This window comes from Nocardia pseudobrasiliensis NBRC 108224 (assembly GCF_001613105.1).
Taxonomy (GTDB): Bacteria; Actinomycetota; Actinomycetes; order Mycobacteriales; family Mycobacteriaceae; genus Nocardia; species Nocardia pseudobrasiliensis.
This window is the reverse complement of record NZ_BDBS01000005.1, coordinates 301,794-327,867: the sequence shown is the minus strand read 5'-3', so window position 1 is coordinate 327,867 and position 26,074 is coordinate 301,794. Positions and strand designations below refer to the sequence as shown.

Below are 26,074 nucleotides of genomic sequence, written 5' to 3'. Positions count from 1 at the left end.
CGCGAGTCCAGTAACCTGGAGCGGTTGCCGATCCGCGATAAAGGAGCCGTTCCCGTGAATTCCCCGACCACCAGCGCGACCACGTCCGGGCGGCTGGTTGAGGAGACCGCGCGGCGACGCACCTTCGCGGTGATCTCGCATCCCGACGCCGGTAAATCCACCCTGACCGAGGCGCTGGCCCTGCATGCCAAGGTCATCTCCGAGGCCGGTGCGATCCACGGCAAGTCCGGACGCAAGTCGACCGTCTCCGACTGGATGGAGATGGAGAAGGCGCGCGGCATCTCGGTGAGTTCGACCGCGCTGCAGTTCGAATACGGCGACTGCGTGATCAACCTGGTCGACACCCCGGGCCACTCGGACTTCTCCGAGGACACCTACCGCGTGCTCACCGCCGTCGACGCCGCGGTCATGCTCATCGACGCGGCCAAGGGCCTGGAACCGCAGACACTCAAACTCTTCCAGGTGTGCCGCCATCGCGGCATCCCGATCATCACCGTCATCAACAAGTGGGACCGGCCGGGCCGCGCGCCGCTGGAACTGCTCGACGAGATCAGCGAGCGCATCGGTCTCACCCCGACCCCGCTGTTCCTGCCGGTCGGCATCGCGGGCGACTTCCGCGGGCTGCTGCGGCGCGGAACCGACGGCGCCGCGGTCGAATACATCCACTTCACCCGCACCGCCGGTGGTGCGACCATCGCGCCGGAGGAGTCCTACACCCCCGAGCAGGCCGAGGAGCGCGAGGGCGAGGCGTGGATCACCGCGGCCGAGGAGAGCGAACTGCTCTCGGCCACCGGCCAGGACCACGATCAGGAACTGTTCCTGGCCGGGCAGACCTCGCCGGTCATCTACGGCTCGGCCATGCTCAACTTCGGTGTGCGCCAGCTGCTGGAAACCCTTGTGGCCCTTGCTCCCCCGCCGGGACCGCGCCGCGACGCCAAGGGCGAGCCGCGCGAGCCGTCCGAACCGTTCAGCGCGGTGGTGTTCAAGGTGCAGGCCGGAATGGATACCGCGCACCGGGACCGGCTGGCGTTCATGCGCATCGTGTCCGGGGAGTTCGAGCGCGGCATGGTGGTCACCCACGCGCAGACCGGGCGGCCGTTCGCGACCAAATACGCGCTGACGGTCTTCGGCCGCGAACGCTCGACCGTCGACACGGCCTATCCGGGCGATGTGGTGGGCCTGGTCAACGCGACCGCGCTCGCGCCCGGGCATACGCTGTTCACCGACAAGAAGGTCGAATTCCCACCCATTCCGTCCTTCGCTCCGGAACATTTCGCGACCCTGCGCGCCCGCAGCTCCGGTAAGTACAAGCAGTTCCGCAAGGCCGTCGACCAGCTCGACTCCGAGGGCGTGGTGCAGGTGCTGCGCAACGACACCCGCGGTGACGCCTCGCCGGTGCTGGCCGCGGTCGGACCGATGCAGTTCGAGGTGGTCACCGCCCGCATGCAGGCGGAATTCAATGTCGAGACGCAGCTGGACTTCCTGCCGTATCAGCTGGCCCGGCGCACCGACGCCGAATCCGCGCCGGAATTGGATCGTCAGCGCGGGGTCGAGGTCTTCACCCGCACCGACGGCGCGCTGCTGGCGCTGTTCAGCGATAAGTGGCGGCTGCAGTACATCCAGAAGGAGATGCCGAAGCTGACCCTCGAACCGCTGGTGGCGACGGCCGACTAACCCATCGTCTCGGCGGAGTCCGGCGGAGAGCCCTCACCGTCCGGCTGCATTCCGGGCTCGCGGGCGATCAAACCCCAACGGCTGGAGGTCAATCGGAGACTGGGTAGGTCCGACAGCGACAGCACGACCTCGTAGGTCCGCTCGTATCCGGTATGGGCGATGCGCCATTGACCGTCCTGGCAGCGGACGTATCGATCGGTGTAGAACGCGGCCCCGCGCAGCAGCATGTTGTGGCCGGGGATGAGGACGGTGTCGGCCAGGTACCAGGTGCCGGAGGCGGCATCGCCATCGATATCGATCTCCGGGTGATCGCAGCGGTGTTCGGTGATGACGTGCGGGCCGAGAGTGTTGCGCATGAACGCCAGGAACGCGTCACGCGATTCGAACTGCAGGTACTCGCTGTAGGTCGCCGTCGCCTCCGGAATCATGGTGTCGGCGAAATCGTCCCAGGACTTGGTGTCGAGTGCCCGCAGATACCGGAACTTCAGCCGGCTGATCGCGGAGACGGCGTCGGAGTCCATACTTCAACAATCCCACCCGATGCCGAAGATTCGCGCGGATCGGCAAATCTGTATCAGATCGAGGCCTTGCCAAGGTTCCCGGCGCGGCCCTACGACCCGTTGATCGTGAAGCAGGTCTTGCAGAAGTCCTCGCCGAACTCGGTCAGGCGCAGGCTCTTTCGCACGATCTTCGGGGCCCGTCCGGCCTGCTTGAGCGCCGATTCCACCACCGGCTGCACCTCGAGGACCATGTAGCGGCTCAGCACCACCGGATCGTCGGAGGTGATCATCAGCCCGAGGCGGTTGAGGTTGATCAGATACAGCCGAGCCCGGTCGGGATAGCGCACCCCGGCCTGTTCGGGCACCGAGGTCAGATCGCCCGTGACCAGCTCCGAACCGATACCCAGCGGGCGGTTGGTGCGCACGTCGACCGCCGGCTGCGGCCCGTTCAACGCCATGAATCGCAGGATGCGGGCCTCGTCGGGGGCGAGCTGGTCGAGGATGCGGTCGTAGGCCGGATGCACATCCTCGGTGAAATACACATCGGCCGACCGGGCCAGCAGCGCATCGCCGCGCCGGCGCAGATCGTCGAGGGTGCCCGAGCGGACGTAGCCCGTGGTGATCGCGGTCTGCTGATGGCTGTTGCCGTTGGAGGTCGGGACGTAACTGACGATTTCGCGCACGGACCCCTCGGTCACGCCGAGAATATTGCGGGCCACCGACTGCAGGGCCGCGCCCGCGCGCTCGGCGATATCGGCCGAGGAATCGCCGTCGAGCGCCGCCTGGGTGATCTGCTTGCCGACCTCATAGGTGGTGCCGACGGCCCACTGGCTACCGCGCACCGCCGTCCCGGCCGCGAGTCCGGCCGCGCGGAACACACCGCGAATCAGGCGGGCCTCGTTGCTGATCTGCCGCTTCTCCACATCCGAGCTGCGTTCCACGGCACGGGAACCGGGTCGGACCACATCCTGTCCGGTCCTGTCGTCTGCCACGTCCTTCTCCGTATCCCAGATAAGCGCGCCTGCCCACGCGTTATTGCCCGCCGTCGCCGTTGATGTGGCGAGGGTCATTCTTCCGGTCCCAGCAGCGAGAGCGCGACATTCCGGACCCGCGTGTGACCGAAGTCTCCCACCTCCGGGTCCGGTGAAGGGCGACCTTCACGAGAATTGGACCGGTTTCCAGAATCCACAGTAAGGTCCAGCGTGCCGACGGGGTACGTTGAGGTGCCGGTGTGGCGGCGGTCACCGGTATTGGGGTCGGCAGGAGGGTGTCGTGCTGGAGAGTTTGTTCAATGTCGCCCCGAGCTGGTGGCTCGAACTGATCACGATCCCGCTGTTCACCGGTGTCATCGGATACATCACGAACTGGACCGGCGTCTTGATGTTGTTCAAGCCGATCCGCTTCCACGGCGTCCATGTTCCGGGGCTGCGATGGCTGTTCCCCTATCTGCCCAAGCGAATTCAGGTGCTGCCCCTATTGCAGTGGGACGGCCGGATGGGTTGGCAGGGCATCGTGCCCTCGCGCGCGGACAAGATGGCCTCGATCGCGGTGGACAAAGGTCTGGCCAAATTGGGCAGCGTCGCCGATTTCTATCGCGAGTTGGAACCCGACGCACTGGCCGAACATCTCACCGAGATAGCGCAGGAGCAGATCCGCGACATCGTCGAGGAGATCGCGATCCGCGAACATCCGCAGCTGTGGTTCAACCTGCCCAGCCAGATTCGCGAGATGGTGCACGAGCGGGTGCGTCAGCAATTGCCGGAGATCCTGCGCGAGCTCACCGAGGAACTGGGCAACAACATCGAACAGCTGCTCGATGTGAAGCAGATGGTGATCCGCTACTTCCAATCGCGACCGCAGTTGCTGAACATGGTGTTCCAGGTGCTGGGCGCGAAAGAACTGCGGTTCATGCAGAATTTCGGTTTCTACTTCGGCGCGCCGATGGGTGTGGTGCTGGTGTTCCTGCTGCACCTGTATCCGCATCCGCTGGTGGTGTTGCCGATCGGCGGTGTGGTCATCGGCTGGGTGGTCAACTGGATCGGCATCAATTTGATCTTCGAGCCTGCCTATCCGAAATGGTGGTGCCCGTGGCGGCAGGGTCTGTTGATCAAACGACAGCCCGAAATCACCGAGGGCTATGCGGATTTGGTGGCCAGCCAGATCATGACCGTGGCCAATATCGGTGACGAGTTGCTCAACGGTCCGCGCTCGGATCGGACCATGCAGGTGCTCGAGGACACCCTGCGCCCGGCCACCGATCGCGCGCTCGGCCCGGCGCGGGGGGCGCTGAAATTCATGATCGGCAGCCGCGACTACGAGACGCTGCAGACCCGATTCGCCGACGAGGCAAAGAATCTCGCACCGGTGGCCTTTGCCGATCCTGCTTTCAATGCCCGGCAGAGCCGACAGGTCGGCGTCTACATCGCCAAGCAGATGGCCGCGCTGAAGCCGCCGGATTTCGTGGACATGCTGCGCTCGGCCATCAAACAGGACGAGTGGCTTTTGTTCGTACACGGCGGTGTGCTGGGGCTGCTCGCCGGTTACGCTCATATCCTGATCTTCGGAACAGGAGTAGCCCCATGGCCGTGGTGAACGACCCGGACGACGGCGAAAGCCCCGGGTATTCCACCGAACTCGTGCGCAGGCCGGGCGCCGAACCGGCCACTCGTTCCGTCGGCCCCGTGCGCACCGCGACCGGTGTGGTGTGGGTGGCGGTCTCCGCGGTGACGGAGGTGACGGCCTGGGGTCTGGGGACCGCGCTGGGTGTCACCGGGACCGTGGTACGCGGCAGTATGGCCGGACGTCCGACGCGCGAGGTGCTGTCGGAAGCCGGTGAGCAGGTGAAGGATTCGGTGCGCCGGGCCCTGGGCATCCCGGGCGCGCCCGATGCGCCGCATATCGCGCCGAGCGCTCCGGGACTGCGCGAACGCGGGACCGAACTGCTGCGCCGCTCGGCCAGCGTGCACGCCACCGACGACAATCATCCGGCGTTCGCCCGCATTCTCGGCGAGCTCGCGCCCGATGAGGCCCGCATCCTGCGTCACCTGTATCTCGACGGCGCCCAGCCCGCCCTGGACGTGCGCACCGGTCGCGCGCTGCGGCCCGGCACACAGCGAGTGGCGCTGGGGCTCAATATGATCGGCGAGGACGCGGCCCTGCGCTTCCCCGACCGCGGTGATTCGTATCTGACCAATCTGCGCCGCCTCGGCCTGCTCGACTGGATCCGCGAGCCGCTGGACAACCCCACCCGCTACCAATTGCTGGAATCCCAGCCCGAGGTGCGGAAGTTGCTCGAGCGCACCGGCTTCGGCACCAAGGTCTTCTACCGCGGCATCGCCCTGACCGGCTTCGGCGTCGATTTCGTCCGCACCTGCCTGCCCGTCCCACCCCTCGATCAAGCCCTGTGAACAACGCCGCGCCCTGTGGATAACCCCGCTTCGACACGCGGGTGCGCTGATCGGTTGCCGGTAGTCTCGACCGGGCAACGACAGCGAGCAGAGGGGGACCTGCGATGACCGATCCGAACAACCTCGAGGCCCGGGTGCGCTACCTCGAGGAGGAGCTGCCCAAGGTGCGGGACAGCTCGGTGGCCGCGTTGACAACCGCCGCCAATGCCGAAGCGGGACACGCGGATATGCGAATCTGCCTCCGCGCCCACACCAGCGCCCTCAACGCCCTGCGAACCACCCAACTGGAAATGCAGAGCGAACTGAAACGAACGAACCAGACCGTGACCACCCTCGGCCACGACATGGACCTCCAGTTCGAAGAGGTTTACCGAAGATTCGCCATCGCAGACCGCAGATTCGACAAGATGGACAAACGCTTCGAACAGATCGACCAACGCTTCGCCAAGATCGACGAACGCTTCGAACAGATCGACCAACGCTTCGCCAAGATCGACGAACGCTTCGAGCAAATCGACCAACGCTTCATCAAGATCGACGAACGCTTCGAGCAAATCGACCAACGCTTCATCAAGATCGACGAACGGTTCGAGAAGATCGATGAGCGGTTCGTGGCCGTCGATCGGCGGTTCGACGCGATGGAGCGGGAGAACGCGGCGGCCTTCGCTCGGATAGATGAGCGGTTGGCTGGGCATACCGCGGAATTCGCACGAATCGACGAGCGGTTTGCCGCGGTGCGCGAGGAGTTCGGGATCGTCCATTCGGGGATCGCTCGCATTCTCCAGATACTCGAGAATCGCGAGAAGGTCGGGTAACCGTGGTCAGACGGTGTCGGCCAGCTCCAGCCAGCGCTGTTCGGTGGTCTCCTTCTCGGTCTGGACGTGCTTGAGTTCCGCGCCGAGGCTGACGAGTTTGTCGGGATCGGTGGCGGCCTCGGCGAGGGCCTTGTGTAGGCGATCCTCGCGGTCGGTGAGCTTTTCCAGGGCGCGCTCGAGCTTGGACAGCTCCTTGCGGGCGGCGCGGTAGGCGGCCGAATCGGTCGCGGGCGCGGCGGGATTCGCGGTTGCCGCGCTCGCGGCCGGGCGGCGGGTGGCCTCGGACAGGGCGGCTCGGCGGCGGAGGTATTCCTCGATGCCGCCGGGGAGGTTGGTGAGTTTGCCGTCGCCGAACAGCGCCCAGGTCGAATCGCAGATGCGCTCGATGAGGTAGCGATCGTGGCTGATCACCACGAGGGTGCCCGCCCAGCCGTCGAGCAGATCCTCGAGCTGCTGCAGGGTGTCGATATCGAGGTCGTTGGTGGGCTCGTCCAACAGCAGCACATTGGGCTCGCCCATCAGGATGCGGGTCAGCTGCAGGCGACGGCGCTCACCACCGGACAGATCGCCGACGGGGGTGCGCTGTTTGGCGGGGGTGAAACCGAGCCGCTCGGCCAGTTGGCCCGCGGAGATCTCCTTGTCGCCCAGCATGATTCGCTCGGCGATATCGGAGACCGCCTCCAGCACACGCATCTTCGTGGGCAGATCGTCGAGTTCCTGGCGCAGCCAGCCGATTCGGATGGTCTGGCCCTGGATTCGCTTGCCGGAGACCGGTTCCGCGTCACCGGCCAGGGCACGCAGCAGCGTGGTCTTGCCGGAGCCGTTGACACCGACCAGGCCGACGCGCTCCCCGGGGGCCAGCCGCCAGGTCAGATCGTGTACCAGCTCGCGGCCGTCGGGCGTGGTGAGGGTGGCGTCCTCGAGTTCGATCACCACGCGCCCCAGCCGCTTTCGCGCGAAGGAGGCCAGTTCGACGGTATCGCGAGGCGCCGGGACGTCGGCGATCAACGCCTCGGCCGCCTCCACGCGATAGCGCGGCTTGGAGGTGCGGGCCTGCGGGCCGCGGCGCAGCCAGGCCAGTTCCTTGCGGGCCAGATTGCGTCGGCGCGCCTCGGTGGCGTCGGCCTGGCGGGAACGTTCGGCGCGGGCGAAGATCCAGTCGTTGTAGCCGCCCTCATAGCTTTCCACCTTGCCGCCCACCACTTCCCAGGTGCGGGTGGCGACGGTGTCGAGGAACCAGCGATCGTGGGTGACCACGACCAGCGCGCTGCGACGGGCCAGCAGATGTTCGGCCAGCCACTGCACGCCCTCGACGTCGAGGTGGTTGGTGGGCTCGTCGAGAACGAGCAGATCGAGTTCACGCACCAGCGCCGCCGCCAGCGCGACCCGGCGGCGTTCGCCACCGGACAGATTCGCCACGCCGGTGTCCATCCCCAGATCGGCGATGCCGATACCCTCGAGCACATTGCGGATGCGCGGATTGGCGGCCCATTCGTGTTCGGCCACACCGTCGGTGCGGGCGTCCTCGGCCAGACCGGCCAGGACCACCTCCCCGACCGTCGCGCCCTCCGGCAGGAGCCCGCGCTGGGTGACCACGGCCATGCGCAGGCCGTTGACCCGGCTCACCCGACCGCCGTCGGGAGCCTCGATACCGGTCAGCACCTCCAGCAGCGTCGTCTTACCGCCGCCGTTGAGACCAACGACCCCGATTCGCTCGCCCTCCTGCACGCCGAGCGAGACATCGTCCAGCAGCGGCGTGATGCCGAAGCTCTTGTGGACTTGTTCGAGATTGATCAGATTGGCCATTGGTCCTCGGTGTCGTCGATGCGTGCCCAGCCAGCCTACTGGGCGGCCCGACTTGCCAAACCGCGCAGCCCGGCCTAAGGTTCCGCTCAATCCAAGAGGGCTCTCCAGAAGTATTGCCGCAGAGCGGGAGCCCAGCCTCGACGAATCGGATCGAGGTCGGGAGTGGGCGGCGTGATTTTGCCTACCCACAACCCCATGGAGTTTTCCCATGCGAATCGGCCTCGGCCTTCCCATTGCCGAACCCACCCTGCTGCCCGAATGGGCCCGTCGCGCCGACGGGGGACCGTTCGTGACGCTCGGCCTGCTCGACCGGCTCGTCTACGACAATCCCGAACCGCTGGTGACGCTGGCCGTGCTCGCCGGTGTCACCGAACGGGTCAAACTGCAGACCGAGGTGCTGATCGCACCGCTGCGCGATCCCGCCCTGCTGGCCAAACAGGCCGCCACACTGGACCGCATGTCCGGTGGACGGTTCGTCCTCGGCCTCGGCGTCGGCGGTCGCGCCGACGATCACGAGGCCTCCGGCACCGATATCCGCACCCGCGGCCGTCGCCTCGACGAACAGCTCGCGGTGATGCGCAAGCTCTGGGCCGGTGCGCCCTACAGCGACAGTTGCCCCCCGATCGGCCCCGCGCCCATCCACCCCGAGGGCCCCGAACTGCTGTTCGGGGGTTTCCAACCTGCCGCGATCGAGCGCGTCGGCCGCTGGGGCGGCGGCTTCCTGTGCGCCGCGGCCCCGTCCTGGGCCGACGACCTCATCGAATCCGCCCGCCAGTCCTGGGAGTCCCACGACCGCCCCGGCCAGCCCCGCATCGTCGCCCAGGTCAATGTCGCCCTGGGCCCCGACACCCTGATCGACCAGGCCACCAAGTCCATGTACGCCTACTACGAATTCAGCGGCCGCGCCGACTACATGGTCGAGGGCATGCTCACCACCCCCGACCAAATACGCACCGCCATCAACCAATTCGAGGCTCTGGGCGCCGACGAACTGATGCTCTACTGCTACGGCACCGACCCCGACCAGGTCGACCGCATCGCCGACATCATCCCCTGACCACCACACATCACCCGCGGGGCCGCAGGGAATTCCCTGCGGCCGTGCGATATTCCCTCCCGCCGCATCCGAATGCACGGCCATCAGCAGCTATAACGCTGAGCAGCCGCACCAGCGACAAACGGCCCCCAGCCGACCGCAAGATCGGCCGCCGCGCCAGCGATGGATCCACGGCTCGAACCAAACGCCGGGCAGCCGCACCAGCGACAAACGGCCCCGCGCCGACCGCAGGATCGGCAGCCATACTCCATAGCTCGAACCAAACGCCGGGCGGCCATACCGAAGCGGCCCTGCCCCGCGCCGACCGAATGCGGGGAGAAGTCGTCCGAGGTAGAGGCCCACACGATCGGCCACCGAAACACAGGCCAGGACGCACGTTTGTGGAGGACGGCGTTGGTCAGGATCGGGTTGTCGGGCCGCTCAGTACTCGGGCGCCGGGGACCGGACCGGTGGCGGTGCGGACGCTGCGGCAGACGCCCACACCGGACAATTCGGCGGAGACCGATACTGCCGCAGACTCGTCGGCGCAGAGGAACGCGCAGGTGGGGCCCGAGCCGGAGACTATTCCGGCCAGGGCGCCCGCTTCGACGCCGGCGCGTAGGGTGCGGCGCAGTTCCGGTTTGAGGGACAGGGCCGCGGCTTGCATGTCGTTGCCGAGAAGGGGGGCCAGCTGATGGGGGTCGCCGGAGGCCAACGCCTGCAACAGTTCCTGGGGTTCGCCCAGGCGGGGCGGGTTGCCCTGATCGCGGAGCCGGTCGAGTTCGGCGAAGACCGCAGGGGTGGACAGGCCGCCCTTGGCCAGGGCCAGCACCCAGTGGAAGTTGTTCCGGGACAGCACCGGAAGCAGCTTCTCGCCGCGGCCCCGGCCGAGCGCGGTCCCGCCGTAGAGGGCGAAGGGCACATCGCTGCCCAGTTCCGCGCCGATCGTCGCCAGCTCGTCGCGGGACAGGCGCAGATCCCACAGTTCGTTCAGCCCGATCAGTGCGGCGGCGGCATCGGCGCTGCCGCCGGCCATACCGCCCGCCACCGGAATTCCCTTGCGGATCGCGATCTCCACCAGCGGCGCGCGGCCGCCCTCGTGTGCGAGTCGCACGGCCGCCCGCCAGACCAGATTCGTACGATCGGTCGGCACGTCGGCCGCGCCCTCACCGCTCACCCGCACCGCGAGCGAACTCGCCGGGGCGATCTCCAGGTCGTCGCTGAGCGAAAGCGCCTGGAAAACCGTGGTCAGTTCGTGGTAGCCGTCGTCGCGAACCTCACCCACTCCCAGGTGCAGGTTCACCTTCGATGGCGCCCGAACGACCACGGGACTGGGCACAACTGAAAGCACGAGCCCCAAGCGTAATGCGGTGACCGCTCCGATGTGGCAAGCCACTTGCTTCCCGTACCCCCCAGGGGTATGTTCAGAGATGTCAGGGATACCCCCTCACCGTATAGAAACCGAGACCGAGGAGTCGATCATGGCCACCAGCACCTACACCGTCACCGGCATGACCTGCGGCCACTGCGTGTCGGCGGTGCAGAAGGAGATCGGCAAAATCGACGGCGTCTCCAGCGTCGATGTCGACCTGGCCACCGGCCGTGTCGTGGTCGAATCCACCGCGCCGATCTCCGACACCGAGGTCGCCACCGCCGTCGACGAGGCGGGTTACGAGGTAGCGAATTCATGAACGACCGACTTCGGTTCGCCGCATTCGGCGGCGGACTGGTCGTGCTGTTCGGGGCCGCGTTCGGTCTCGGCGCCCTGCTGGGCGACCGCACCGATCCGGCCCCCGGGCACGACGAATCTCATACGACGCAGGCAGGCGAGACAGTGAACACCGGATTGCAGACCACCCAGGCGGGCTACACCCTCACCGACATCTCGGCCCCGGCCGAGCCGAATCACCCCGGAGCCCTGAGCTTCCGGATCGGCGGACCGAACGAGGCGCCCGTGACCAAGTTCACCGATCTGCACGAAAAGCAGCTGCATCTGATCGTGGTCCGCTCCGACGCCGCCCACTATCGGCACGTGCACCCGCGATTGGCGGCCGACGGCACCTGGTCGATCGACTGGAAGTGGGACGAGCCGGGCACCTATCGCGTCTTCGCCGATTTCGCGCCGGTCGACGGCCCGGGCGAGCTGGTCCTCAGCCGCACCGTCACGGTCGCGGGCGCCACCGCGCCGCGGCCCCTGCCCGCACCCTCGCGCATCGCGGAGGTCGACGGTTACACACTCACCCTCGACGGCGAATTGTCCACCGGCGGCGGCGAATTGCGCTTCACCGTCGCCCGCGACGGACAGCCGGTCACCGACTTGCAGCCCTATCTGGGCGCGTACGGCCATCTGGTGGCGCTGCGCGGCAGCGACCTGGCCTACCTGCACGTCCATCCCGAGGGTGAGGTCGGATCCATCCCGGCCGGTCCGCAGGTGGCCTTCCACGCCCAGGCGCCCAGCGCCGGGACCTACCGGTTGTATCTGGACTTCGCACACGGCGGTTCGGTGCACACCGCGGAATTCACCGTCGAGGCCGTCGAAAGCGCCGCGGCGGGTGCGGGTCACGGGCATCACGGAGGAGGTCATCAATGAGCGCGCCCACGGGTGAACGCTCGGTCGAACTCGATATCGGCGGGATGACCTGCGCGTCGTGCGCGTCTCGAATCGAGAAGAAGCTCAACCGGATCGACGGCGTCACCGCGACGGTGAACTACGCGACCGAGAAGGCGCGGGTGCACTTCCCGACCTCGGTGAGCGCCGACGATCTGATCGAGAAGGTCACCGACGCGGGCTACACCGCGCAGCTGCACGACACCGAACCGACTCGGGCACAGGGTGATTCGGATTCGTCACCGGCCCGTCTGCTGCGGCAGCGGCTGCTGGTCAGCCTCGCGCTGGCGGTGCCGGTGATCGTGCTGGCGATGGCGCCCGCCCTGCAATTCCGCAACTGGCAGTGGCTTTCGCTCACGCTGGCCACTCCCGTGGTGTTCTGGGGCGGTGCGGCTTTCCATCGCGCCGCGTGGGTCAACGCGCGGCATGCGACCGCCACCATGGACACCCTGATCTCGCTGGGCACCCTCGCCGCCTACGCCTGGTCGGTGTACGCGCTGTTCTTCGGCGACGCCGGAATGGCCGGTATGAAGCACGGTTTCAGCTTCGCCGTCGAACGCGGCGGCTCCGCGGCGAATATCTATCTCGAGGTCGCGGCCGGGGTGATCGTATTCATCCTTGCGGGAAGGTATTTCGAGACGCGGGCCAAGGAGCGGGCGGGTTCGGCGCTGCGGGCGCTGCTGGAATTGGGCGCCAAGGATGTCGCGGTCCTGCGCGACGGTGGCGAGATCCGGATTCCCACGGATCAATTGCGGGTCGGCGAGCGATTCCTGGTCCGTCCCGGCGAGAAGGTGGCCACCGACGGTGTGGTGGTCGAAGGCAGTTCCGCGCTCGACATGAGCATGCTGACCGGCGAATCAACGCCGGTCGAGGTCGGACCGGGCGATCCGGTCGTGGGCGCGACCGTCAATGCCGGTGGGGTGCTGACGGTTCGGGCCACCCGGATCGGGGCCGATACCCAACTGGCGCAGATGGCGGCGCTGGTCGAACAGGCGCAGGACGGTAAGGCGCCGGTCCAGCGGCTGGCCGATCGGGTGGCCGGGGTGTTCGTGCCGATCGTCATCGCGATTTCGATTGCGACGCTGGGTTTCTGGCTCGGAGCCGGAACCTCGATCGCGACCGCGTTCGGCGCGGCGGTGGCCGTACTGATCATCGCCTGCCCGTGTGCGCTCGGATTGGCGACGCCCACCGCGCTGCTGGTCGGGACCGGGCGCGGGGCACAGCTGGGGATTCTCATCAAGGGCCCGCAGGTGCTGGAGTCGACCCGGCGCATCGATACCGTGGTGCTCGACAAGACCGGCACCGTCACCACCGGGAAAATGGCTCTGGCACAGGTTGTTACGGTCGAGGGCCAGGACGCCGGGGAACTGCTCGCGGTCGCGGCCGCGGTGGAACACGGCTCCGAACATCCGGTGGCCCGGGCGGTCGTCGCGGGAGCCGCCGAGCGGGGACTGCGGCCGGAACCGGTGCGGCAGTTCGTATCTCACGGCGGCAAGGGTGTACAGGGTATGGTCGGCGAGCGCGCGGTCGTGATCGGACGGGTCGAACTGCTCGACGATTGGGCCGTCACGGTCCCGGAGGCGTTGGCGCAGGCCAAATCCGAGGCCGAGGCCGCCGGACGCACCGCGATCGTGGTGGCCTGGGACGGTATCGCCCGGGGCGTGCTGGTGATCGCCGACGCGATCAAGGACACCAGCGCCGCGGCCATCGCCGATATGCGAGCGCTCGGCCTCACGCCGGTGCTGTTGACCGGCGACAATGCCGCCGCCGCGCGGACGGTCGCCGATCGGGTCGGCATCGACGAGGTGATCGCGGAGGTTCTGCCCAGCGACAAGCTGGACGTGGTCGAGCGGCTGCAGGCCGAGGGCCGCGTGGTCGCCATGGTCGGCGACGGTGTGAACGACGCCGCCGCCCTGGCCCGCGCCGACCTCGGCCTGGCCATGGGTACCGGCACCGACGTGGCGATCGAGGCGGGCGATATCACCCTCGTCCGCGGCGACCTGCGCACGGTCGGCACCGCCATCCGCCTGTCCCGAGCCACCCTGCGCACGATCAAGGGAAACCTGTTCTGGGCCTTCGGCTACAACGTAGCGGCCCTCCCCCTGGCCGCCGCGGGCCTGCTCAACCCGATGCTGGCCGGGGCCGCAATGGCCCTGTCGAGCGTATTCGTGGTCACTAACAGCCTGCGCCTGCGCGCCTTCCGCTGAGCGGTGCATGGTCCCGGTCTCTCCGTCCTGAGGGCGGAGAGACCGGGAATCTTTTGTGGGGCGGGCCGACCGCGAGAGCGAGAATGCCGAACCCGGCGGGCCACCGCGAGAGCGAGAATGCCGAACCCGGCGGGCCACCGCGAGACCGAGAATGTCGAACCCGGCAGCCCACCGCGAGACCGAGGACGTCGCCTCCAGGGCCGGGTCGCGGGCCGACCGTGCACGCCGATGGTTGGGCCGCGAGTCTCGCGAACCTTGTTGTCGGGCAACCAGGCTGGCAACCAGCGCACCTCGAGCTGTCGGGGAGATGTCGCGCTTCGCGACAGGTGATCCACCGGATGGCTGCCGGTTCGCGTGGAGTCCGGCAGCGCGGGCGGGAATGGCGGGACTCGGGAATCCGCTTGCGCCGGAAGGTGATCGGGCGTGGGCGGGCTTGCCGTCAGCCCTGTTGCGCGAGGCGGACGAAGGCCGCGGTGTCGAGGGTTTCGCCGCGGGCCGTGGGAGCTATTCCTGCGGCGGTGAGGCGCTTTTCGGCCTCGGCGGCGGAGCCTGCCCAGCCGGACAGGGCCGCGCGTAGGGTTTTGCGGCGTTGGGCGAAGGCGGCGTCTACGACTTCGAAGACGCGGTGGCGGTGGGGCTCGTCCTGGGGCCAGGGTGGGGTGGGGAAGCGCTGGATTCGGACCAGGCCGGATTCCACCTGGGGGACGGGCCAGAAGACCTGGCGGCCTACCGATCCGGCGCGGCGGACGGTGCCGAAGAAGCCCGCCTTCACGCTCGGGACGCCGTAGATGCGGGAGCCGGGTTCGGCGGCGAGGCGGTCGGCCACCTCGGCCTGGACCATTACCAGAGCCGTTGTGAGGGTGGGCAATTCGGCCAGCAGGTGCAGTAGCACCGGGACCGCCACGTTGTAGGGGAGGTTGGCCACCAGGGCGGTCGGGCAGGCGGGCAGGTCCGCGGCGCGCACGCGCAGGGCGTCGGCCTCGACCACGCTCAGACGGTCCGCCAGCTCCGGCGCGCGTTCGGCGACCGTGCCGGGCAGCTGCGCCGCGAGCACCGGATCGATCTCCACGGCGACGACCCGATCGACCACATCGAGCAGGGCCAGCGTCAGCGAACCGAGTCCGGGACCCACCTCGACCACCACATCGTCGCGCCCGACGCCCGCGGCGGCGACGATGCGCCGCACGGTATTCGCATCGTGGACGAAGTTCTGCCCGAGCTGTTTGGTCGGCCGCACGCCGAACCGCTCCGCCAATACCCGGACCTCGGCCGGGCCGAGCAATTCGGCCTGCCCCCGGGCAGCGACAACAGGTTCGGACACGCCCGACAAACTACCAAGCGGCACGGCCCGCGCTCGCGTTGCCTCAGCGTTGGGCGGGTGTCGCCAGGATTCGGGCGGCGAAGGCGTCGACGGCCGACCACATCCGATCGTTCATCTCACAGTGCTTGCCAACGCCGACCACCGATTGGAAATCGACGCGGTTGGCGGCGAACTGAGCGGCCAGGGTCGCGTGCAGCGGCGAGGGGACCGTCAGATCGGCGGCATTGAGCAGCAGCAGGATCGGGGCGTCGTAACCGCTGGTGGGCACGGCCATGTACGCGGTCAGCGCGGCGCGGAACGCGGGATCGGTCAGCGGGCGCGACAACATCTCGCCGATGCTCACGCCCCGCACGCGATCGGAGATGGCGTCCAGGCACAGTCCGCCGACCGTATCGACGATCTCCCGGCCGCGCGGGCTGAGATAGCCGTCGACATCGAGGTCGGGTCGCGCCTCGCGCAGACCCGCCAGGATGCTGGTGATGAACGCGGTGGTGCCGTTACCGCTGATCCCCGGAATCTCGGGCACCCACGGACCGGCCAGCGGCAGCACCTTCTCCACATCCGAGGCCGGATCCAGTGCGATCGTCCCGCGGAAATCGAGATCCGACGCATAGGTGTGCTGCAGATGTCCGGTGCCCAGCGCGGCCTGACCGCCCTGCGAGGCGCCGAATACCGCCCAGGTGCGCGACAGTTCGGGATGGGTCGCGCGCGCGGCCCGCACCAGATCGATCGTCGCGGTGGCCTCGGTATCGCGTTCCAGATACGGATGCGTGCCGGTATCGAAGCGGCCCAGTCCGAGATAGTCCGGCGCGACGACCGCGAAACCCTTGTCCAGGAAGTACTTCAGCGTGCGATCTTCCTTGGCCCTGGTCTCGGGATAGGGCGCGCTCGCCGGATCGGACTGTCCGCCGCACCCGGGCCCCAGCCCGGAGGTGCCGTGGTCGTAGGCCATGATCGGCCAGCCACCCGCGGGCGCCGGACCGCTGGGCACGAACAGCGCGCCGCTGGCGGGCCGCACCGAACCGTCGGATCCGAGCGTCCGGTACTCCACGACCGCGCCGCCGGACTGGCCTCGCCACCCGTCGGGCTGGGCGATCACCGAGATGGCCGTGCCCGCCTCCGCCGCCTGCGCGGGGGCCGCGATGCCCAGCATCACCCCCGCCGAAACCGCCGCGACGACCCACTGCCTCCAGCAACCCCGCACCCGCATAACCACCGAACTTCTCTCAACACCAGCAAAATCGCAGCGAGCGTACCGGCGGTTTGTGAGAGCAGTATGAGAGTCAGGATGTGCGCACGCGCGTGAGGAATTCGTCGATCGCCGCGGTCATCTCCTTGTTCAGCTGCATATGCCGCCCCATTCCGACGACCACCTTGTGATCGACGTGATTGGCCGCGAACCGCGCCACCAGCGCGGCATGCAGCGGCGAGGGCGCCGAAATGTCGAGGGCATTGAGCAGCAGCAGAATCGGCCGGTCGTAGCCGCTGGTGGGCACGCCCAGATAGTCGGCCAGAATGGCTCGGAAATGGTCGTCCGAGAGCGGTTTCGCCAGCAGATCGCTGATTCCGACGCCGGTCACGCGATCGGCGATGGCGTCCAGGCACAGCTTGCCGATGCCGTCGAGAATCGACCGGCCGCGGGGGGTGAGGTAGCTGTCCATGCGCGCATCCGGCCGCGCGGTCCGCAATCCGGCGAACACGCTGACCACGAACGCGGTGAGCGCGTCACCGATCACACTGGGCAGATCCGGACCCCATGGACCGGCCATCGGCAGCAGATTCTCCACCTCGGATTCGGGGTCGATGGCGATCGTGCCCCGAAAGTCCAGCTCCGGGGCCATTTTTCGTTGCAGGGACGCCGTGCCCAGCGCCGCCTGGCCACCCTGGGAGCCACCCAGCACCAGCCATTTGCGGCCCAGTTCGGGATGGGCGGTCCGGGCGGCCTTGACCATATCGATCGTCGAACCGGCCTCGGTCTTCAATTCCAGATACGGATGGGTGCCGGTGTCGAAGCGGCCCAGTCCCAGATAGTCCGGGGCGACCAGGGCGAAACCCTTGGTGAGGAAGCTCCGCAGGAATACATCCTCGTGCACCCGGCGATCGGTCCACGGCCCCTGTTCGAAATCGGACTGCCCGCCGCACTCCGGCCCGAGGCCGAGCGAGCCGTGATCGAAGGCCACGATCGGCCAGCCACCCGCGGGCGCGGGCCCCGGCGGGACGAATACCGCACCGGTGGCCGGCAGGATCGAACCGTCCGATCCGGTGGTCCAGTACTCGAGCGCGGATCCGGTTCCCGGCATATTGCGCCAGCCGTCGGGCCGGGCGACCACGGCGATCGGCGTACCCGGGACGGCCGCGGCGGCCTGGGCCTGGGTTCCGCTCGCGATCACGGCCACCCCCGCCGTCACCGCTGCCAACGCCATTCGCCTGCGGGAACCGAAAAATCGCATCCAGCACCACTTTCCGTTGCGACAAGCAAACCGGGACGAGACCAGACCGATCGGCACGAATCGTACACATTGACGCCAACTGATACACGTTCTAATTTCGGTGTGTCGCGAATTGGTCCGCGGAGAGTGAGGACGAGCGCAATGCAGCGTAGATATGACGGCCGACGGGTGCTCGTCACCGGAGCGGGTTCGGGAATCGGCCGGGGCGTCGCGCGCCGGTTACTGGCCGAGGGCGCGACACTGGTCGCCGCTGACATCTCCGAGCCGGGCCTGAAGGAGACCGCCGAATCCGTCGACGCCGACGCCCGCGCCCGGCTGCACACCGTGGTGATCGACGTCTCCGACGCGGAATCGGTGCGCGCGGGCGTCGCGGCCGGGGTCGAATCCCTCGGCGGGCTGGACGTACTGGTGAACGCCGCCGGAATCCACCGCGCCGCACACACCCACGACATGTCGCTGGAGTCGTGGAATCAGGTCATCGCGATCAATCTGACCGGGACGTTCCTGATGATCCAGGCCGCCATCCCGCATCTGCTCGAATCCAGCGATCCGGTGGTGGTCAACTTCTCCTCCACCGCGGCCCACAGCGCGCATCCGTATATGGCCGCATATTCCGCCTCCAAGGGCGGGGTCAACGCGATGACCCGGGCCATCGCGCTCGAGTACGCCAAAAAGGGGCTGCGCGCGGTGAATATCGTGCCCGGCGGCATCAATACCGGGCTCACCTCGAATCTCGATGTGCCCCCGGACACCGATTGGAAGCTGTTCACCCGGCTCATGGGCTGGCTCAACGGCGGCGCGCTCGGCAATCCGGAGGATGTCGCGGGCGCGGTCGCGATGGTCGCCTCCGAGGACGGCCGCTACATCACCGGTTCGGAGATCCGCGTCGACGGCGGGGCGCTGATGTAATCAGCCGATCCCCAGCCGACTGGTGCACGCGGGCCACGCGCCCCAGCCCTGCCGGGCCCGCGTCACCTCGGCGATGGCGATCTGCTCCTCGCGGGTGGCCATATCCGCCCGCGGCGCATAGCGCGTACCGCCCTGGCGCTCCCAGGTGCCCTGGTCGAATTGGATGCCGCCGAAATAGCCGTTACCGGTATTGATCGCCCAGTTGCCACCGGATTCGCATTTGGCCAGCGCGTCCCAGACCGGCCCGTCGCGCACCGGCGGCACCTCGGTGCCGGGTTTGGCGCCCTTGCGAACGGTCTTCGGCTCCGCGGGCACGATCACCTTGTTCGCGATCGGATTCTTCTCGGCCTCATGGCCGTTCACGATCGAGACCGCGTACGTCACATCCTGCACGCCCGCCTTGCCCGGATCCTCGACCACCGTGCGGCTCATATTCATCGTCGGATCCTCGATGACGTTCTCCGGCGGATCCAACGGCACCCGCTCGAGGCGATTCTCGACGCGTTTACGCGTGACGGTGATCTTCATACCGACGGTGAGCTTGGTATCCGGGGACGGTTCCACCGAATCCTGATTGATCAGCGGCGCACCCTGGCCGCGCAGCAGTTCGCCGACGGTCGGGGCGGCGATGCGCACGATCTCCGGTTCGGCGCCGTTGTCGCCGAGCAGCACCGTATTCGGACTGGTGATCGCCAGCGCGGCGCCCTCGAGCGGCAGCGGGGTCGGACGTGGTGGTGAGACGAAAACGTCGGTGGGGATCTTCAATTGGGTCAGCGCGTCGGCGACGTTGTAACCGGTGGTCCACAGCTGATGCACCTTGCCGTCGAAGGTGACCGACACCTGCCGGGCCCGGTTCAGCGTGATGGTGCCGCCGTCGGGCACCGCGTCGTCACCGGGTGGGGACAGCGCGTCCTTGGCATGCAGGACGAATCCGGCGGCCTTGACCACCCCGCGCACATTCAGCGACATCGTGGTGAGCGTGGTCTGTTCGCCGTCGACCACCAGGGTGACGGTCTTGCGATGCAGGATCGCCAGGGACGCGCCCAGAATGAGCGTGATCAGCATCGCGGCGATCGCCGCGTACAGCAGCGGCGATCGCGACGAGTTGATCCGCTGCAGAGCGGGCATCCGAAGCTCCGGCATGGTCACAACACGATAACGACGGGGTCAGGGCCTGACAACACCATGGTGTGGACCAGGCGATTTCCACATAACGGCTGGATAACGCAGCCGTCGACGGATTACGACGCGGCAATGTTAGTGCGCAAAACCACAACCCGCGCACCGAACGGTCGCCCTGTGATCCAGCACACTGCCGGAATTCAGATGCCGTACACCCGTTCGGCATTGGCCGTGGTGATCTGCGCGAGCTCGATCGGATCCTGTTCGCGCAGCTCCGCGAGGGCGCGCAATGTGTAGGGCAGGCAGTACGGCTCGTTCGGAGCGCCGCGGAACGGATGCGGGGTAAGGAACGGCGCATCGGTTTCGACCAGGATCGCCGCGTCCGGAACGAGTTTGGCCGCCTCGCGCAGCTCGTGCGCGTTCTTGAAGCTGACCGTGCCCGAGAAGCTCAGGATGTAACCCGCGTCGACGCAGGCCATCGCCATATGCGCGTCGGAGGAGAAGCAGTGGAAGATCACCGTGTCCGGTGCGCCCTCGTCCAACAGCACCGCCAGCAGATCGTGATCGGCCTCGCGGTTGTGAATCATCAGCGGTTTGTCCAGCCGCTTGGCGAGATCGATATGCCAGCGGAAGCCCTCGACCTGCTCCTCGATCTCGGCGCAGCCGTCGAGTTTGCCGGGCCAGTAGTAATCCAGTCCGGTCTCGCCCACCGCGACCACGCGCGGATCGGCGGCCAGCTTCTCCAATTCGGCCTTGGCGGCATCGTCGAGGGCGTTGGCCCGGGTCGGATGCAGGGCGACCGCGGCGTGGACGCGCGCGTCCCAGTGCGCGGCGCGGACCGCGAAGCGCGCGGCGTCGAGATCGTCGGCGACGGTCACCACCCGGCCGACGCCCACCGCCTCGGCCCGGTTCACCACGGCGGCAACCGATTCCGCGTCGGAGGCGCCGCAGGCGTCCAGATGGGTATGCGCGTCCACCAGCGGGAACAGCGGTTCGGGGGCCTCGGGCGCGGGTCGCTTACCGGCCATGGTCAGGCGGGGATATCGGCGCGAGCGATCAGGGTCACGCGGACTACAGTAGTGACACCATGACTGCGACCGGACGCCCCGCCTTCTACATCACCACGGCCATCGCCTATCCCAACGGCGCGCCGCATATCGGGCATGCCTACGAGTACATCTCGTCGGACACCCTGGCGCGGTTCAAGCGCCTGGACGGTTTCGATGTGTTCTTCATGACCGGAACCGATGAGCACGGCCAGAAGGTGCAGCAGGCGGCGAAGGCCGCGGGCGTCCCCGTCGAGGAATACGCCGCGCGCAACTCCGATGTGTTCGAGGCGATGGACAAGACCCTCGACATCTCCTACGACCGGTTCATCCGCACCACCGACGAGGATCATCAGGCCTCCTCGATCGCGATCTGGGAGCGGATGCAGGCCGCGGGCGATATCTATCTCGACACCTACTCCGGCTGGTACTCGGTGCGCGACGAGGCGTTCTACACCGAGGAGGAGACGACCGTCCTCGACGACGGCGTCCGGGTGGCCACCGAGACCCGCACACCGGTGGAGTGGACCGAGGAGTCGAACTACTTCTTCCGGTTGTCGAAGTATCAGGACAAGCTGCTCGAACTGTACGAGCAGCGGCCCGATTTCATCCTGCCCGCGACGCGGCGCAACGAGATCGTCAGCTATGTGAAGGCCGGGCTGAAGGATCTGTCCATCTCCCGCACCACCTTCGACTGGGGTGTACCGGTGCCGGGCGATCCGGCGCATGTGATGTACGTATGGGTGGACGCGCTCACCAACTACATCACCGGCGTGGGCTTCCCGAACACCGAATCCGAGTCGTTCCGCAAGTTCTGGCCCGCGGATCTGCACATCATCGGCAAGGACATCACCCGCTTCCACACCGTGTACTGGCCGGCGTTCCTACTGTCGGCGGGCGTGGAATTACCCAAACGCGTTTTCGTGCACGGGTTTCTGTACAACAAGGGCGAGAAGATGTCGAAGTCGGTCGGCAATGTGGTCGACCCGCTGGAGCTCGTCGAGAACTACGGCCTCGACGCCGTGCGGTTCTTCCTGCTGCGCGAGATCTCCTACGGCCAGGACGGCTCCTACAGCCACGACGCCATTGTGGGGCGGATCAATACCGATCTGGCCAACGAGTACGGCAATCTGGTGCAGCGCAGCCTGAAGATGGTCGCGCGCGACTTCGGTTCGGCGGTACCCACTCCCGGCGAATTCACCGCCGAGGATCGCGCGCTGCTGGACCGGGCCAACGGCCTGCTGGCGCGCTGCCGCGACGAATTCGACCAGCAGCAGCTGCATCTGGCGTTGGACGCGATCTGGCTGACGCTGGGCGAGACGAACAAGTACTTCTCCGCGCAGCAGCCGTGGGCGCTGGCCAAGTCGGGCGCCCCGGAGGATGTGGCCCGCGAGGCCACGGTGCTCTACGTGACCCTCGAGGTGCTGCGCATCGTCTCGATTCTGGTGCAGCCGGTGATACCCGGTTCGGCGGGGCGCATTCTCGATCAGCTCGGGCAGACCGAGCGGACGTTCGCGGATCTGGCGACCCCGATCGCGGCCGGTCTGGCGCTGCCCGCGCCGGAACCGGTATTCCCGAAGTACGTGGAGCCCAAGGACTGAACTACCCGGTCGGGCTGTACGCGGGCCTACGCCCGAGGGCGTGCAGTCCGACCGCGGCCACCGCGGCGACGACCGCGCCGACGGCGGTGTAGATCACCTGCGGACGAGCCTGGGTCTCATCGCCGACCGCCAGGTACAGCTCGACATTGACGATCCAGTGGCCGATCGAGGCGATCGAAATCCGCTGCCACGCCGAGCCGTTGGCCGACCAGCCGAGCAGATAGGCGAAGGCCACCGTCGAGACGAGGAACGACGCGGCCACCGCCGGGCCCTGGGTGAACGCCTGCACATGCCACAGCGCCCACACGATTCCGGTGATCGGCACCGCGAGCAATCGGCCGTAGCGGTTCTCCAGCACCGGTTGCAGGAATCCGCGCCAGCCGGCCTCCTCACCGGCCGCGCCGATCAGTTGCAGAATCACGAACAGCGCGAAGGGTATACCGCCCACGGCCTGCGGGCCGTACGCGCTCGTCCCGTCGCCCCACAGCAGGCCGAGGACGACCGCGATCAGCAGCGCGCAGCCCGCCAGCAGGATCAGCAGATCCCGGCCGGCCCGTCGCGACGACACCGCCGCGGGGAACCGATCGCGCAGCCGCCGACGGAATATCAGCGCCGTCACCACGGCCGAGATCGCGGGCCCGAACTGCGGCAGGGTCAATGCGGCCGGGTCGAGGCCCGAATTCGATTGCGCGCCGAGCAGTACGCCCGAGGCGAGAAATGCCAGCACGACATAGATTCCGACCGCTGCCACCATCGAACCCTACCGATCGGTCACCATTTGAAGAATCAAGCCCACCAAGGCTTTTCACATCGCAATGGTGCCGCCCGCAGAACCGGCACCATTACACCTCGATAGTACGAAACAACTACATTTCAAACCTGCCCCCGAAAATACGGTGCCGATCGGGGTTTCATTCGGCGGCGCGGGCCGCCAACACCGCGTCGTAGAGTTCGCGGCGCGAGGCGCCCGTGGCGGCGGCGACCTCGGCACAAGCCTCCTTGAGCCGCGCACCCTCGGCGACCAACGCCTCGACCTCGCCGACCAGATCCGCGGGATCGGCCGAAAGCGGTTGCGCCCCTTCGACGACCACGGTGATCTCACCGCGCGCGCCTTCGACCGCCCAGGCCGCGAGTTCGGCCAGCGTGCCGCGCACGACCTCCTCGTAGGTCTTGGTCAGTTCCCGGCAGACCGCGGCGCGGCGATCGGGCCCGAGCGTTTCCACGGCGTCGGCCAGGCAGTCGGCCAGGCGGTGCGGCGCCTCGAAGAAGACCACGGCCCGCGTTTCGCGCACCAGGGTGCGCAACCACTGCCTGCGCTGGCCGCCCTTGCGCGGGGCGAAACCGTCGAAGCAGAACCGTTCCATCGGCAATCCGGACAGTGCCAGCGCGGTGGTGACGGCCGACGGCCCCGGCAGACACGTCACGGCCAGCCCGCGCTCCACGCAGGCGGCCACCATCCGATAGCCGGGATCGCTGACCGACGGCATCCCCGCGTCGGTCACCAGCAGCACGGTCCGCCCCGCCTCGATCTCCTCCAGCAACAACGGGATTCGCGCGGCCTCGACGTGATCGTAAAAACTCACCACCCGCCCGGTGATCTCCACCTCCAACGCCTTGGCCAGCGCCTTCGTCCGCCGCGTATCCTCCGCCGCCACGATCTCGGCCGACCCCAGCGCCACCCGCAGCCGCATCGAGGCATCCCCGACATCGCCCATAGGCGTCGCCGCGAGCACCAGCCGCCCGGCGGCCTGATCGGTCATCACCACTCCCGTCTCGTTTCGATACCCCTACCCCATCACATACCCGACGAGCGAAAGCACCCCGGGCACACCAGCCCCAGCTACAAGCTTCGCGGCCGTCTCGTCGTTGCGCGGTCGAAGCGCATGCGCGAAGCGCGAGTCTCGACCGCGCAACGACGAGACTCAGGGCCGCGAAGCCGCCGGAGCGAAGCGGAGGCAAGATAGACACCGTGACTCAGACCGACGTGCGACCGGCGATCGGCGCAGGCCCGGCCTTGTCCAGTCCGGCGCCGCTACGCCCCTCCCCCGATTTCGGACCTACCGACTGGGCGCGCGGGTGGGTGGTCACGCTGTTTCTGACCACGGTCGCCGTGGTCACCCGGTTCTTGGAACTCGGATATCCCACCGATGCGGGTACGCCGGTCTTCGACGAGAAGTACTACCCGGCGCAGGCCTGGCAGATGCTGACCGGGAGCGGGGTCGAGGACAATCCGGCCTACGGGGTTATCGTGCATCCGCCGGTGGGCAAGCAGATGATCGCGCTGGGCGAGATGATCTTCGGTTACAGCCCGTGGGGGTGGCGGTTCAGTGCCGCGGTGGCCGGGTCGATTCTGGTGCTGCTGGTCATCCGCATCGCCCGGCGGCTGTCGCGCTCGACCCTGATCGGGGCCTTCGCCGGACTGCTTTTGATCTGCGACGGAACCACATTCGTCGGATCGCGTATCGGCATGCTCGACATCTTCCAGGCGCTGTTCGTCACCGCGGCCTTCGGCTGCCTGATCGTCGATCGCGATCAGATCCGCGAGCGGATGGCCCGCGCCGACGCGCAGGGCCGAATCGCGTTGAGCGCCTTCGGGCCTCGTCTGGGCGTGCGCTGGTGGCGTTTCGGGGCGGGGCTGCTACTCGGATTGGCCACCGGCACGAAGTGGTCGGGGCTCTACTTCATCGCGGCGTTCGGGCTGCTCTCGGTGGGTTTCGATCTCGCGGCCCGGCGGGCCTACCGGGTGCCGCGGCCCTGGGCGGGCACCGCGATCCGCGATATCGGCCCCGCGCTGTACGCGCTGGTGCTCATTCCGGTGCTGGTCTATCTCGGCAGCTATTCGCTCTGGCTGGCCAGCGAGGACGGCTACGACCGCTATTCGGTGGGCAATCCCTACGCCGGGAAGGATCCGATCGGTTACGGCGGCTTCTGGTCCTGGGTGCCCGATGCCCTGCGGTCGCTGTGGCACAACCACGGCGAATCGCTGAACTTCCATGAGGGCCTGACCAATTCGGCGGGCAATCATCATCCGTGGGAATCCAAGCCCTGGTCCTGGCCGATGTCGCTGCGGCCGATGCTCTACTACTACGCCGACAACGGGGTCACCGGCTGCGGCCAATCGGTCTGTGTGAAGGCGGTGATGCTGATCGGCACACCCGCCATCTGGTGGCTGTCGCTGCCCATGCTGGCGTGGGCGATCTGGCGCACCGCGACCCGGCGCGACTGGCGCTACGCCGCGGTGCTGGTCGGTTACGGCGCGGGCCTGCTGCCCTGGTTCGCGGTGCTGGACCGTCAGATGTACTACTTCTACGCGCTGCCGATGGCACCGTTCCTCGTGATGGGAATCGCGCTGGTACTCGGCGATATTCTCGGCCCCGCGCCGTTCGCGCGCGGACCCGGCGGACATCGCTGGCCGATCACCACCGAACGCCGCAATCTCAATCTGCTGCTGGTCTGCCTGTATCTCGCGCTCGTGGTCGCCAATTTCATCTGGTTGTGGCCGATTCTCACCGCGCTGCCGATCACCACCGGTGATTGGCACGACCATCTGTGGCTGCCGAGCTGGCGCTGAA

Annotated in this window: 22 protein-coding genes; 11 read left to right on the top strand and 11 right to left on the bottom strand. The window is 67.6% G+C overall.

The window, feature by feature from the left end; translation table 11 throughout:
• Nucleotides 1–54 precede the first annotated feature (54 nt).
• Nucleotides 55–1,674, top strand: a complete 1,620-nt coding sequence (locus NP4_RS08410) for a peptide chain release factor 3 (RefSeq protein ID WP_067994442.1) — start codon at nucleotides 55–57, stop codon at nucleotides 1,672–1,674.
• Here the strand turns inward: NP4_RS08410 and NP4_RS08405 are convergent.
• Nucleotides 1,671–2,195: a nuclear transport factor 2 family protein gene (locus tag NP4_RS08405; RefSeq protein ID WP_067994440.1), complete on the bottom strand. Its 525-nt coding sequence runs from the start codon at nucleotides 2,193–2,195 to the stop codon at nucleotides 1,671–1,673. The genes NP4_RS08410 and NP4_RS08405 overlap by 4 nt on opposite strands.
• Nucleotides 2,196–2,284: 89 nt before the next feature.
• Nucleotides 2,285–3,166, bottom strand: a complete 882-nt coding sequence (locus NP4_RS42470; protein WP_245997779.1) for a DUF4393 domain-containing protein — start codon at nucleotides 3,164–3,166, stop codon at nucleotides 2,285–2,287.
• A 280-nt stretch (nucleotides 3,167–3,446) separates the two neighbouring features.
• Here NP4_RS42470 and NP4_RS08395 point away from each other — a divergent pair, with 280 nt between their 5' ends.
• From NP4_RS08395 to NP4_RS08385, 3 genes are all read left to right on the top strand, one after another.
• Nucleotides 3,447–4,766: a DUF445 domain-containing protein gene (locus tag NP4_RS08395; RefSeq protein WP_062515399.1), complete on the top strand. Its 1,320-nt coding sequence runs from the start codon at nucleotides 3,447–3,449 to the stop codon at nucleotides 4,764–4,766.
• On the top strand, nucleotides 4,754–5,581 hold the full coding sequence (locus NP4_RS08390; RefSeq protein WP_082875665.1) for an Abi-alpha family protein: 828 nt from the start codon (nucleotides 4,754–4,756) through the stop codon (nucleotides 5,579–5,581). The genes NP4_RS08395 and NP4_RS08390 overlap by 13 nt, the downstream gene beginning before the upstream one ends.
• 104 nt (nucleotides 5,582–5,685) lie before the next feature.
• Entirely contained in the window at nucleotides 5,686–6,396 is a 711-nt protein-coding gene (locus NP4_RS08385) for a hypothetical protein (RefSeq protein ID WP_067994437.1), read from the top strand.
• A 6-nt stretch (nucleotides 6,397–6,402) separates the two neighbouring features.
• Here NP4_RS08385 and NP4_RS08380 read toward each other — a convergent pair whose 3' ends face one another.
• Entirely contained in the window at nucleotides 6,403–8,202 is a 1,800-nt protein-coding gene (locus tag NP4_RS08380) for an ABC-F family ATP-binding cassette domain-containing protein (protein WP_067994435.1), read from the bottom strand.
• Between the two features lie 208 nt (nucleotides 8,203–8,410).
• Here NP4_RS08380 and NP4_RS08375 point away from each other — a divergent pair, with 208 nt between their 5' ends.
• Complete coding sequence (locus NP4_RS08375; protein ID WP_067994432.1) at nucleotides 8,411–9,259, top strand: LLM class flavin-dependent oxidoreductase; 849 nt, start codon at nucleotides 8,411–8,413, stop codon at nucleotides 9,257–9,259.
• Between the two features lie 397 nt (nucleotides 9,260–9,656).
• On the opposite strand, the gene NP4_RS08370 is transcribed toward NP4_RS08375, so the two are convergent.
• The gene (locus tag NP4_RS08370) at nucleotides 9,657–10,589 is read right to left on the bottom strand and encodes a 4-(cytidine 5'-diphospho)-2-C-methyl-D-erythritol kinase (protein WP_067994428.1); all 933 of its coding nucleotides are present in this window, start codon (nucleotides 10,587–10,589) and stop codon (nucleotides 9,657–9,659) included.
• 130 nt (nucleotides 10,590–10,719) lie between these two features.
• Here NP4_RS08370 and NP4_RS08365 point away from each other — a divergent pair, with 130 nt between their 5' ends.
• From NP4_RS08365 to NP4_RS08355, 3 genes are read left to right on the top strand one after another with little or no spacing between them, the layout of a single operon-like run.
• A complete protein-coding gene (locus tag NP4_RS08365; protein ID WP_062514183.1) occupies nucleotides 10,720–10,929 on the top strand; it encodes a heavy-metal-associated domain-containing protein in 210 nt (69 codons plus the stop codon).
• Nucleotides 10,926–11,828 carry a DUF8832 domain-containing protein gene (locus NP4_RS08360; RefSeq protein WP_067994425.1) on the top strand — a complete coding sequence of 301 codons (903 nt, stop codon included), beginning with the start codon at nucleotides 10,926–10,928 and terminating at the stop codon, nucleotides 11,826–11,828. The genes NP4_RS08365 and NP4_RS08360 overlap by 4 nt, the downstream gene beginning before the upstream one ends.
• Complete coding sequence (locus NP4_RS08355) at nucleotides 11,825–14,053, top strand: heavy metal translocating P-type ATPase (RefSeq protein ID WP_067994423.1); 2,229 nt, start codon at nucleotides 11,825–11,827, stop codon at nucleotides 14,051–14,053. The genes NP4_RS08360 and NP4_RS08355 overlap by 4 nt, the downstream gene beginning before the upstream one ends.
• A gap of 439 nt (nucleotides 14,054–14,492) precedes the next feature.
• Here the strand turns inward: NP4_RS08355 and rsmA are convergent, their stop codons facing one another.
• From rsmA to NP4_RS08340, 3 genes are all read right to left on the bottom strand, one after another.
• Nucleotides 14,493–15,374, bottom strand: coding sequence for a 16S rRNA (adenine(1518)-N(6)/adenine(1519)-N(6))-dimethyltransferase RsmA (gene rsmA / locus NP4_RS08350; RefSeq protein WP_067994420.1), 882 nt, complete (start codon nucleotides 15,372–15,374; stop codon nucleotides 14,493–14,495).
• Between the two features lie 43 nt (nucleotides 15,375–15,417).
• Nucleotides 15,418–16,584 carry a lipase family protein gene (locus NP4_RS08345; protein ID WP_067994416.1) on the bottom strand — a complete coding sequence of 389 codons (1,167 nt, stop codon included), beginning with the start codon at nucleotides 16,582–16,584 and terminating at the stop codon, nucleotides 15,418–15,420.
• A gap of 73 nt (nucleotides 16,585–16,657) precedes the next feature.
• A complete protein-coding gene (locus tag NP4_RS08340) occupies nucleotides 16,658–17,797 on the bottom strand; it encodes a lipase family protein (RefSeq protein ID WP_245997770.1) in 1,140 nt (379 codons plus the stop codon).
• Between the two features lie 168 nt (nucleotides 17,798–17,965).
• On the opposite strand from NP4_RS08340, the gene NP4_RS08335 reads away from it, so the two are divergent.
• Complete coding sequence (locus NP4_RS08335; RefSeq protein WP_067994412.1) at nucleotides 17,966–18,733, top strand: SDR family NAD(P)-dependent oxidoreductase; 768 nt, start codon at nucleotides 17,966–17,968, stop codon at nucleotides 18,731–18,733.
• Here the strand turns inward: NP4_RS08335 and NP4_RS08330 are convergent, their stop codons facing one another.
• Nucleotides 18,734–19,861 (bottom strand): resuscitation-promoting factor, encoded by a 1,128-nt coding sequence (locus tag NP4_RS08330; RefSeq protein WP_067994409.1) that lies wholly within the window; start codon nucleotides 19,859–19,861, stop codon nucleotides 18,734–18,736.
• A gap of 194 nt (nucleotides 19,862–20,055) precedes the next feature.
• Entirely contained in the window at nucleotides 20,056–20,883 is an 828-nt protein-coding gene (locus NP4_RS08325) for a TatD family hydrolase (protein ID WP_067994406.1), read from the bottom strand.
• Between the two features lie 59 nt (nucleotides 20,884–20,942).
• On the opposite strand from NP4_RS08325, the gene metG reads away from it, so the two are divergent.
• A complete protein-coding gene (metG, locus tag NP4_RS08320; RefSeq protein WP_067994404.1) occupies nucleotides 20,943–22,502 on the top strand; it encodes a methionine--tRNA ligase in 1,560 nt (519 codons plus the stop codon).
• A 1-nt stretch (nucleotide 22,503) separates the two neighbouring features.
• On the opposite strand, the gene NP4_RS08315 is transcribed toward metG, so the two are convergent.
• Both NP4_RS08315 and rsmI read right to left on the bottom strand, forming a co-directional pair.
• A complete protein-coding gene (locus tag NP4_RS08315) occupies nucleotides 22,504–23,253 on the bottom strand; it encodes a CPBP family intramembrane glutamic endopeptidase (protein WP_169813691.1) in 750 nt (249 codons plus the stop codon).
• Nucleotides 23,254–23,413: 160 nt separating this feature from the next.
• A complete protein-coding gene (rsmI, locus tag NP4_RS08310) occupies nucleotides 23,414–24,262 on the bottom strand; it encodes a 16S rRNA (cytidine(1402)-2'-O)-methyltransferase (RefSeq protein WP_067994399.1) in 849 nt (282 codons plus the stop codon).
• A 209-nt stretch (nucleotides 24,263–24,471) separates the two neighbouring features.
• On the opposite strand from rsmI, the gene NP4_RS08305 reads away from it, so the two are divergent.
• Complete coding sequence (locus tag NP4_RS08305) at nucleotides 24,472–26,073, top strand: dolichyl-phosphate-mannose--protein mannosyltransferase (RefSeq protein WP_373863814.1); 1,602 nt, start codon at nucleotides 24,472–24,474, stop codon at nucleotides 26,071–26,073.
• Nucleotide 26,074: the final 1 nt, after the last annotated feature.

Bases quoted from the DNA above. Each gene is read 5' to 3' on its own strand.
- NP4_RS08405 (WP_067994440.1), bottom strand. From the start codon at position 2,195: ATGGACTCCGACGCCGTCTCCGCGATCAGCCGGCTGAAGTTCCGGTAT.
- NP4_RS08390 (WP_082875665.1), top strand. From the start codon at position 4,754: ATGGCCGTGGTGAACGACCCGGACGACGGCGAAAGCCCCGGGTATTCC.
- NP4_RS08385 (WP_067994437.1), top strand. From the start codon at position 5,686: ATGACCGATCCGAACAACCTCGAGGCCCGGGTGCGCTACCTCGAGGAG.
- NP4_RS08380 (WP_067994435.1), bottom strand. From the start codon at position 8,202: ATGGCCAATCTGATCAATCTCGAACAAGTCCACAAGAGCTTCGGCATC.
- NP4_RS08375 (WP_067994432.1), top strand. From the start codon at position 8,411: ATGCGAATCGGCCTCGGCCTTCCCATTGCCGAACCCACCCTGCTGCCC.
- NP4_RS08365 (WP_062514183.1), top strand. From the start codon at position 10,720: ATGGCCACCAGCACCTACACCGTCACCGGCATGACCTGCGGCCACTGC.
- NP4_RS08360 (WP_067994425.1), top strand. From the start codon at position 10,926: ATGAACGACCGACTTCGGTTCGCCGCATTCGGCGGCGGACTGGTCGTG.
- NP4_RS08355 (WP_067994423.1), top strand. From the start codon at position 11,825: ATGAGCGCGCCCACGGGTGAACGCTCGGTCGAACTCGATATCGGCGGG.
- NP4_RS08345 (WP_067994416.1), bottom strand. From the start codon at position 16,584: ATGCGGGTGCGGGGTTGCTGGAGGCAGTGGGTCGTCGCGGCGGTTTCG.
- NP4_RS08340 (WP_245997770.1), bottom strand. From the start codon at position 17,797: ATGGCGTTGGCAGCGGTGACGGCGGGGGTGGCCGTGATCGCGAGCGGA.
- NP4_RS08335 (WP_067994412.1), top strand. From the start codon at position 17,966: ATGCAGCGTAGATATGACGGCCGACGGGTGCTCGTCACCGGAGCGGGT.
- NP4_RS08330 (WP_067994409.1), bottom strand. From the start codon at position 19,861: ATGCCCGCTCTGCAGCGGATCAACTCGTCGCGATCGCCGCTGCTGTAC.
- NP4_RS08325 (WP_067994406.1), bottom strand. From the start codon at position 20,883: ATGGCCGGTAAGCGACCCGCGCCCGAGGCCCCCGAACCGCTGTTCCCG.
- metG (WP_067994404.1), top strand. From the start codon at position 20,943: ATGACTGCGACCGGACGCCCCGCCTTCTACATCACCACGGCCATCGCC.
- rsmI (WP_067994399.1), bottom strand. From the start codon at position 24,262: ATGACCGATCAGGCCGCCGGGCGGCTGGTGCTCGCGGCGACGCCTATG.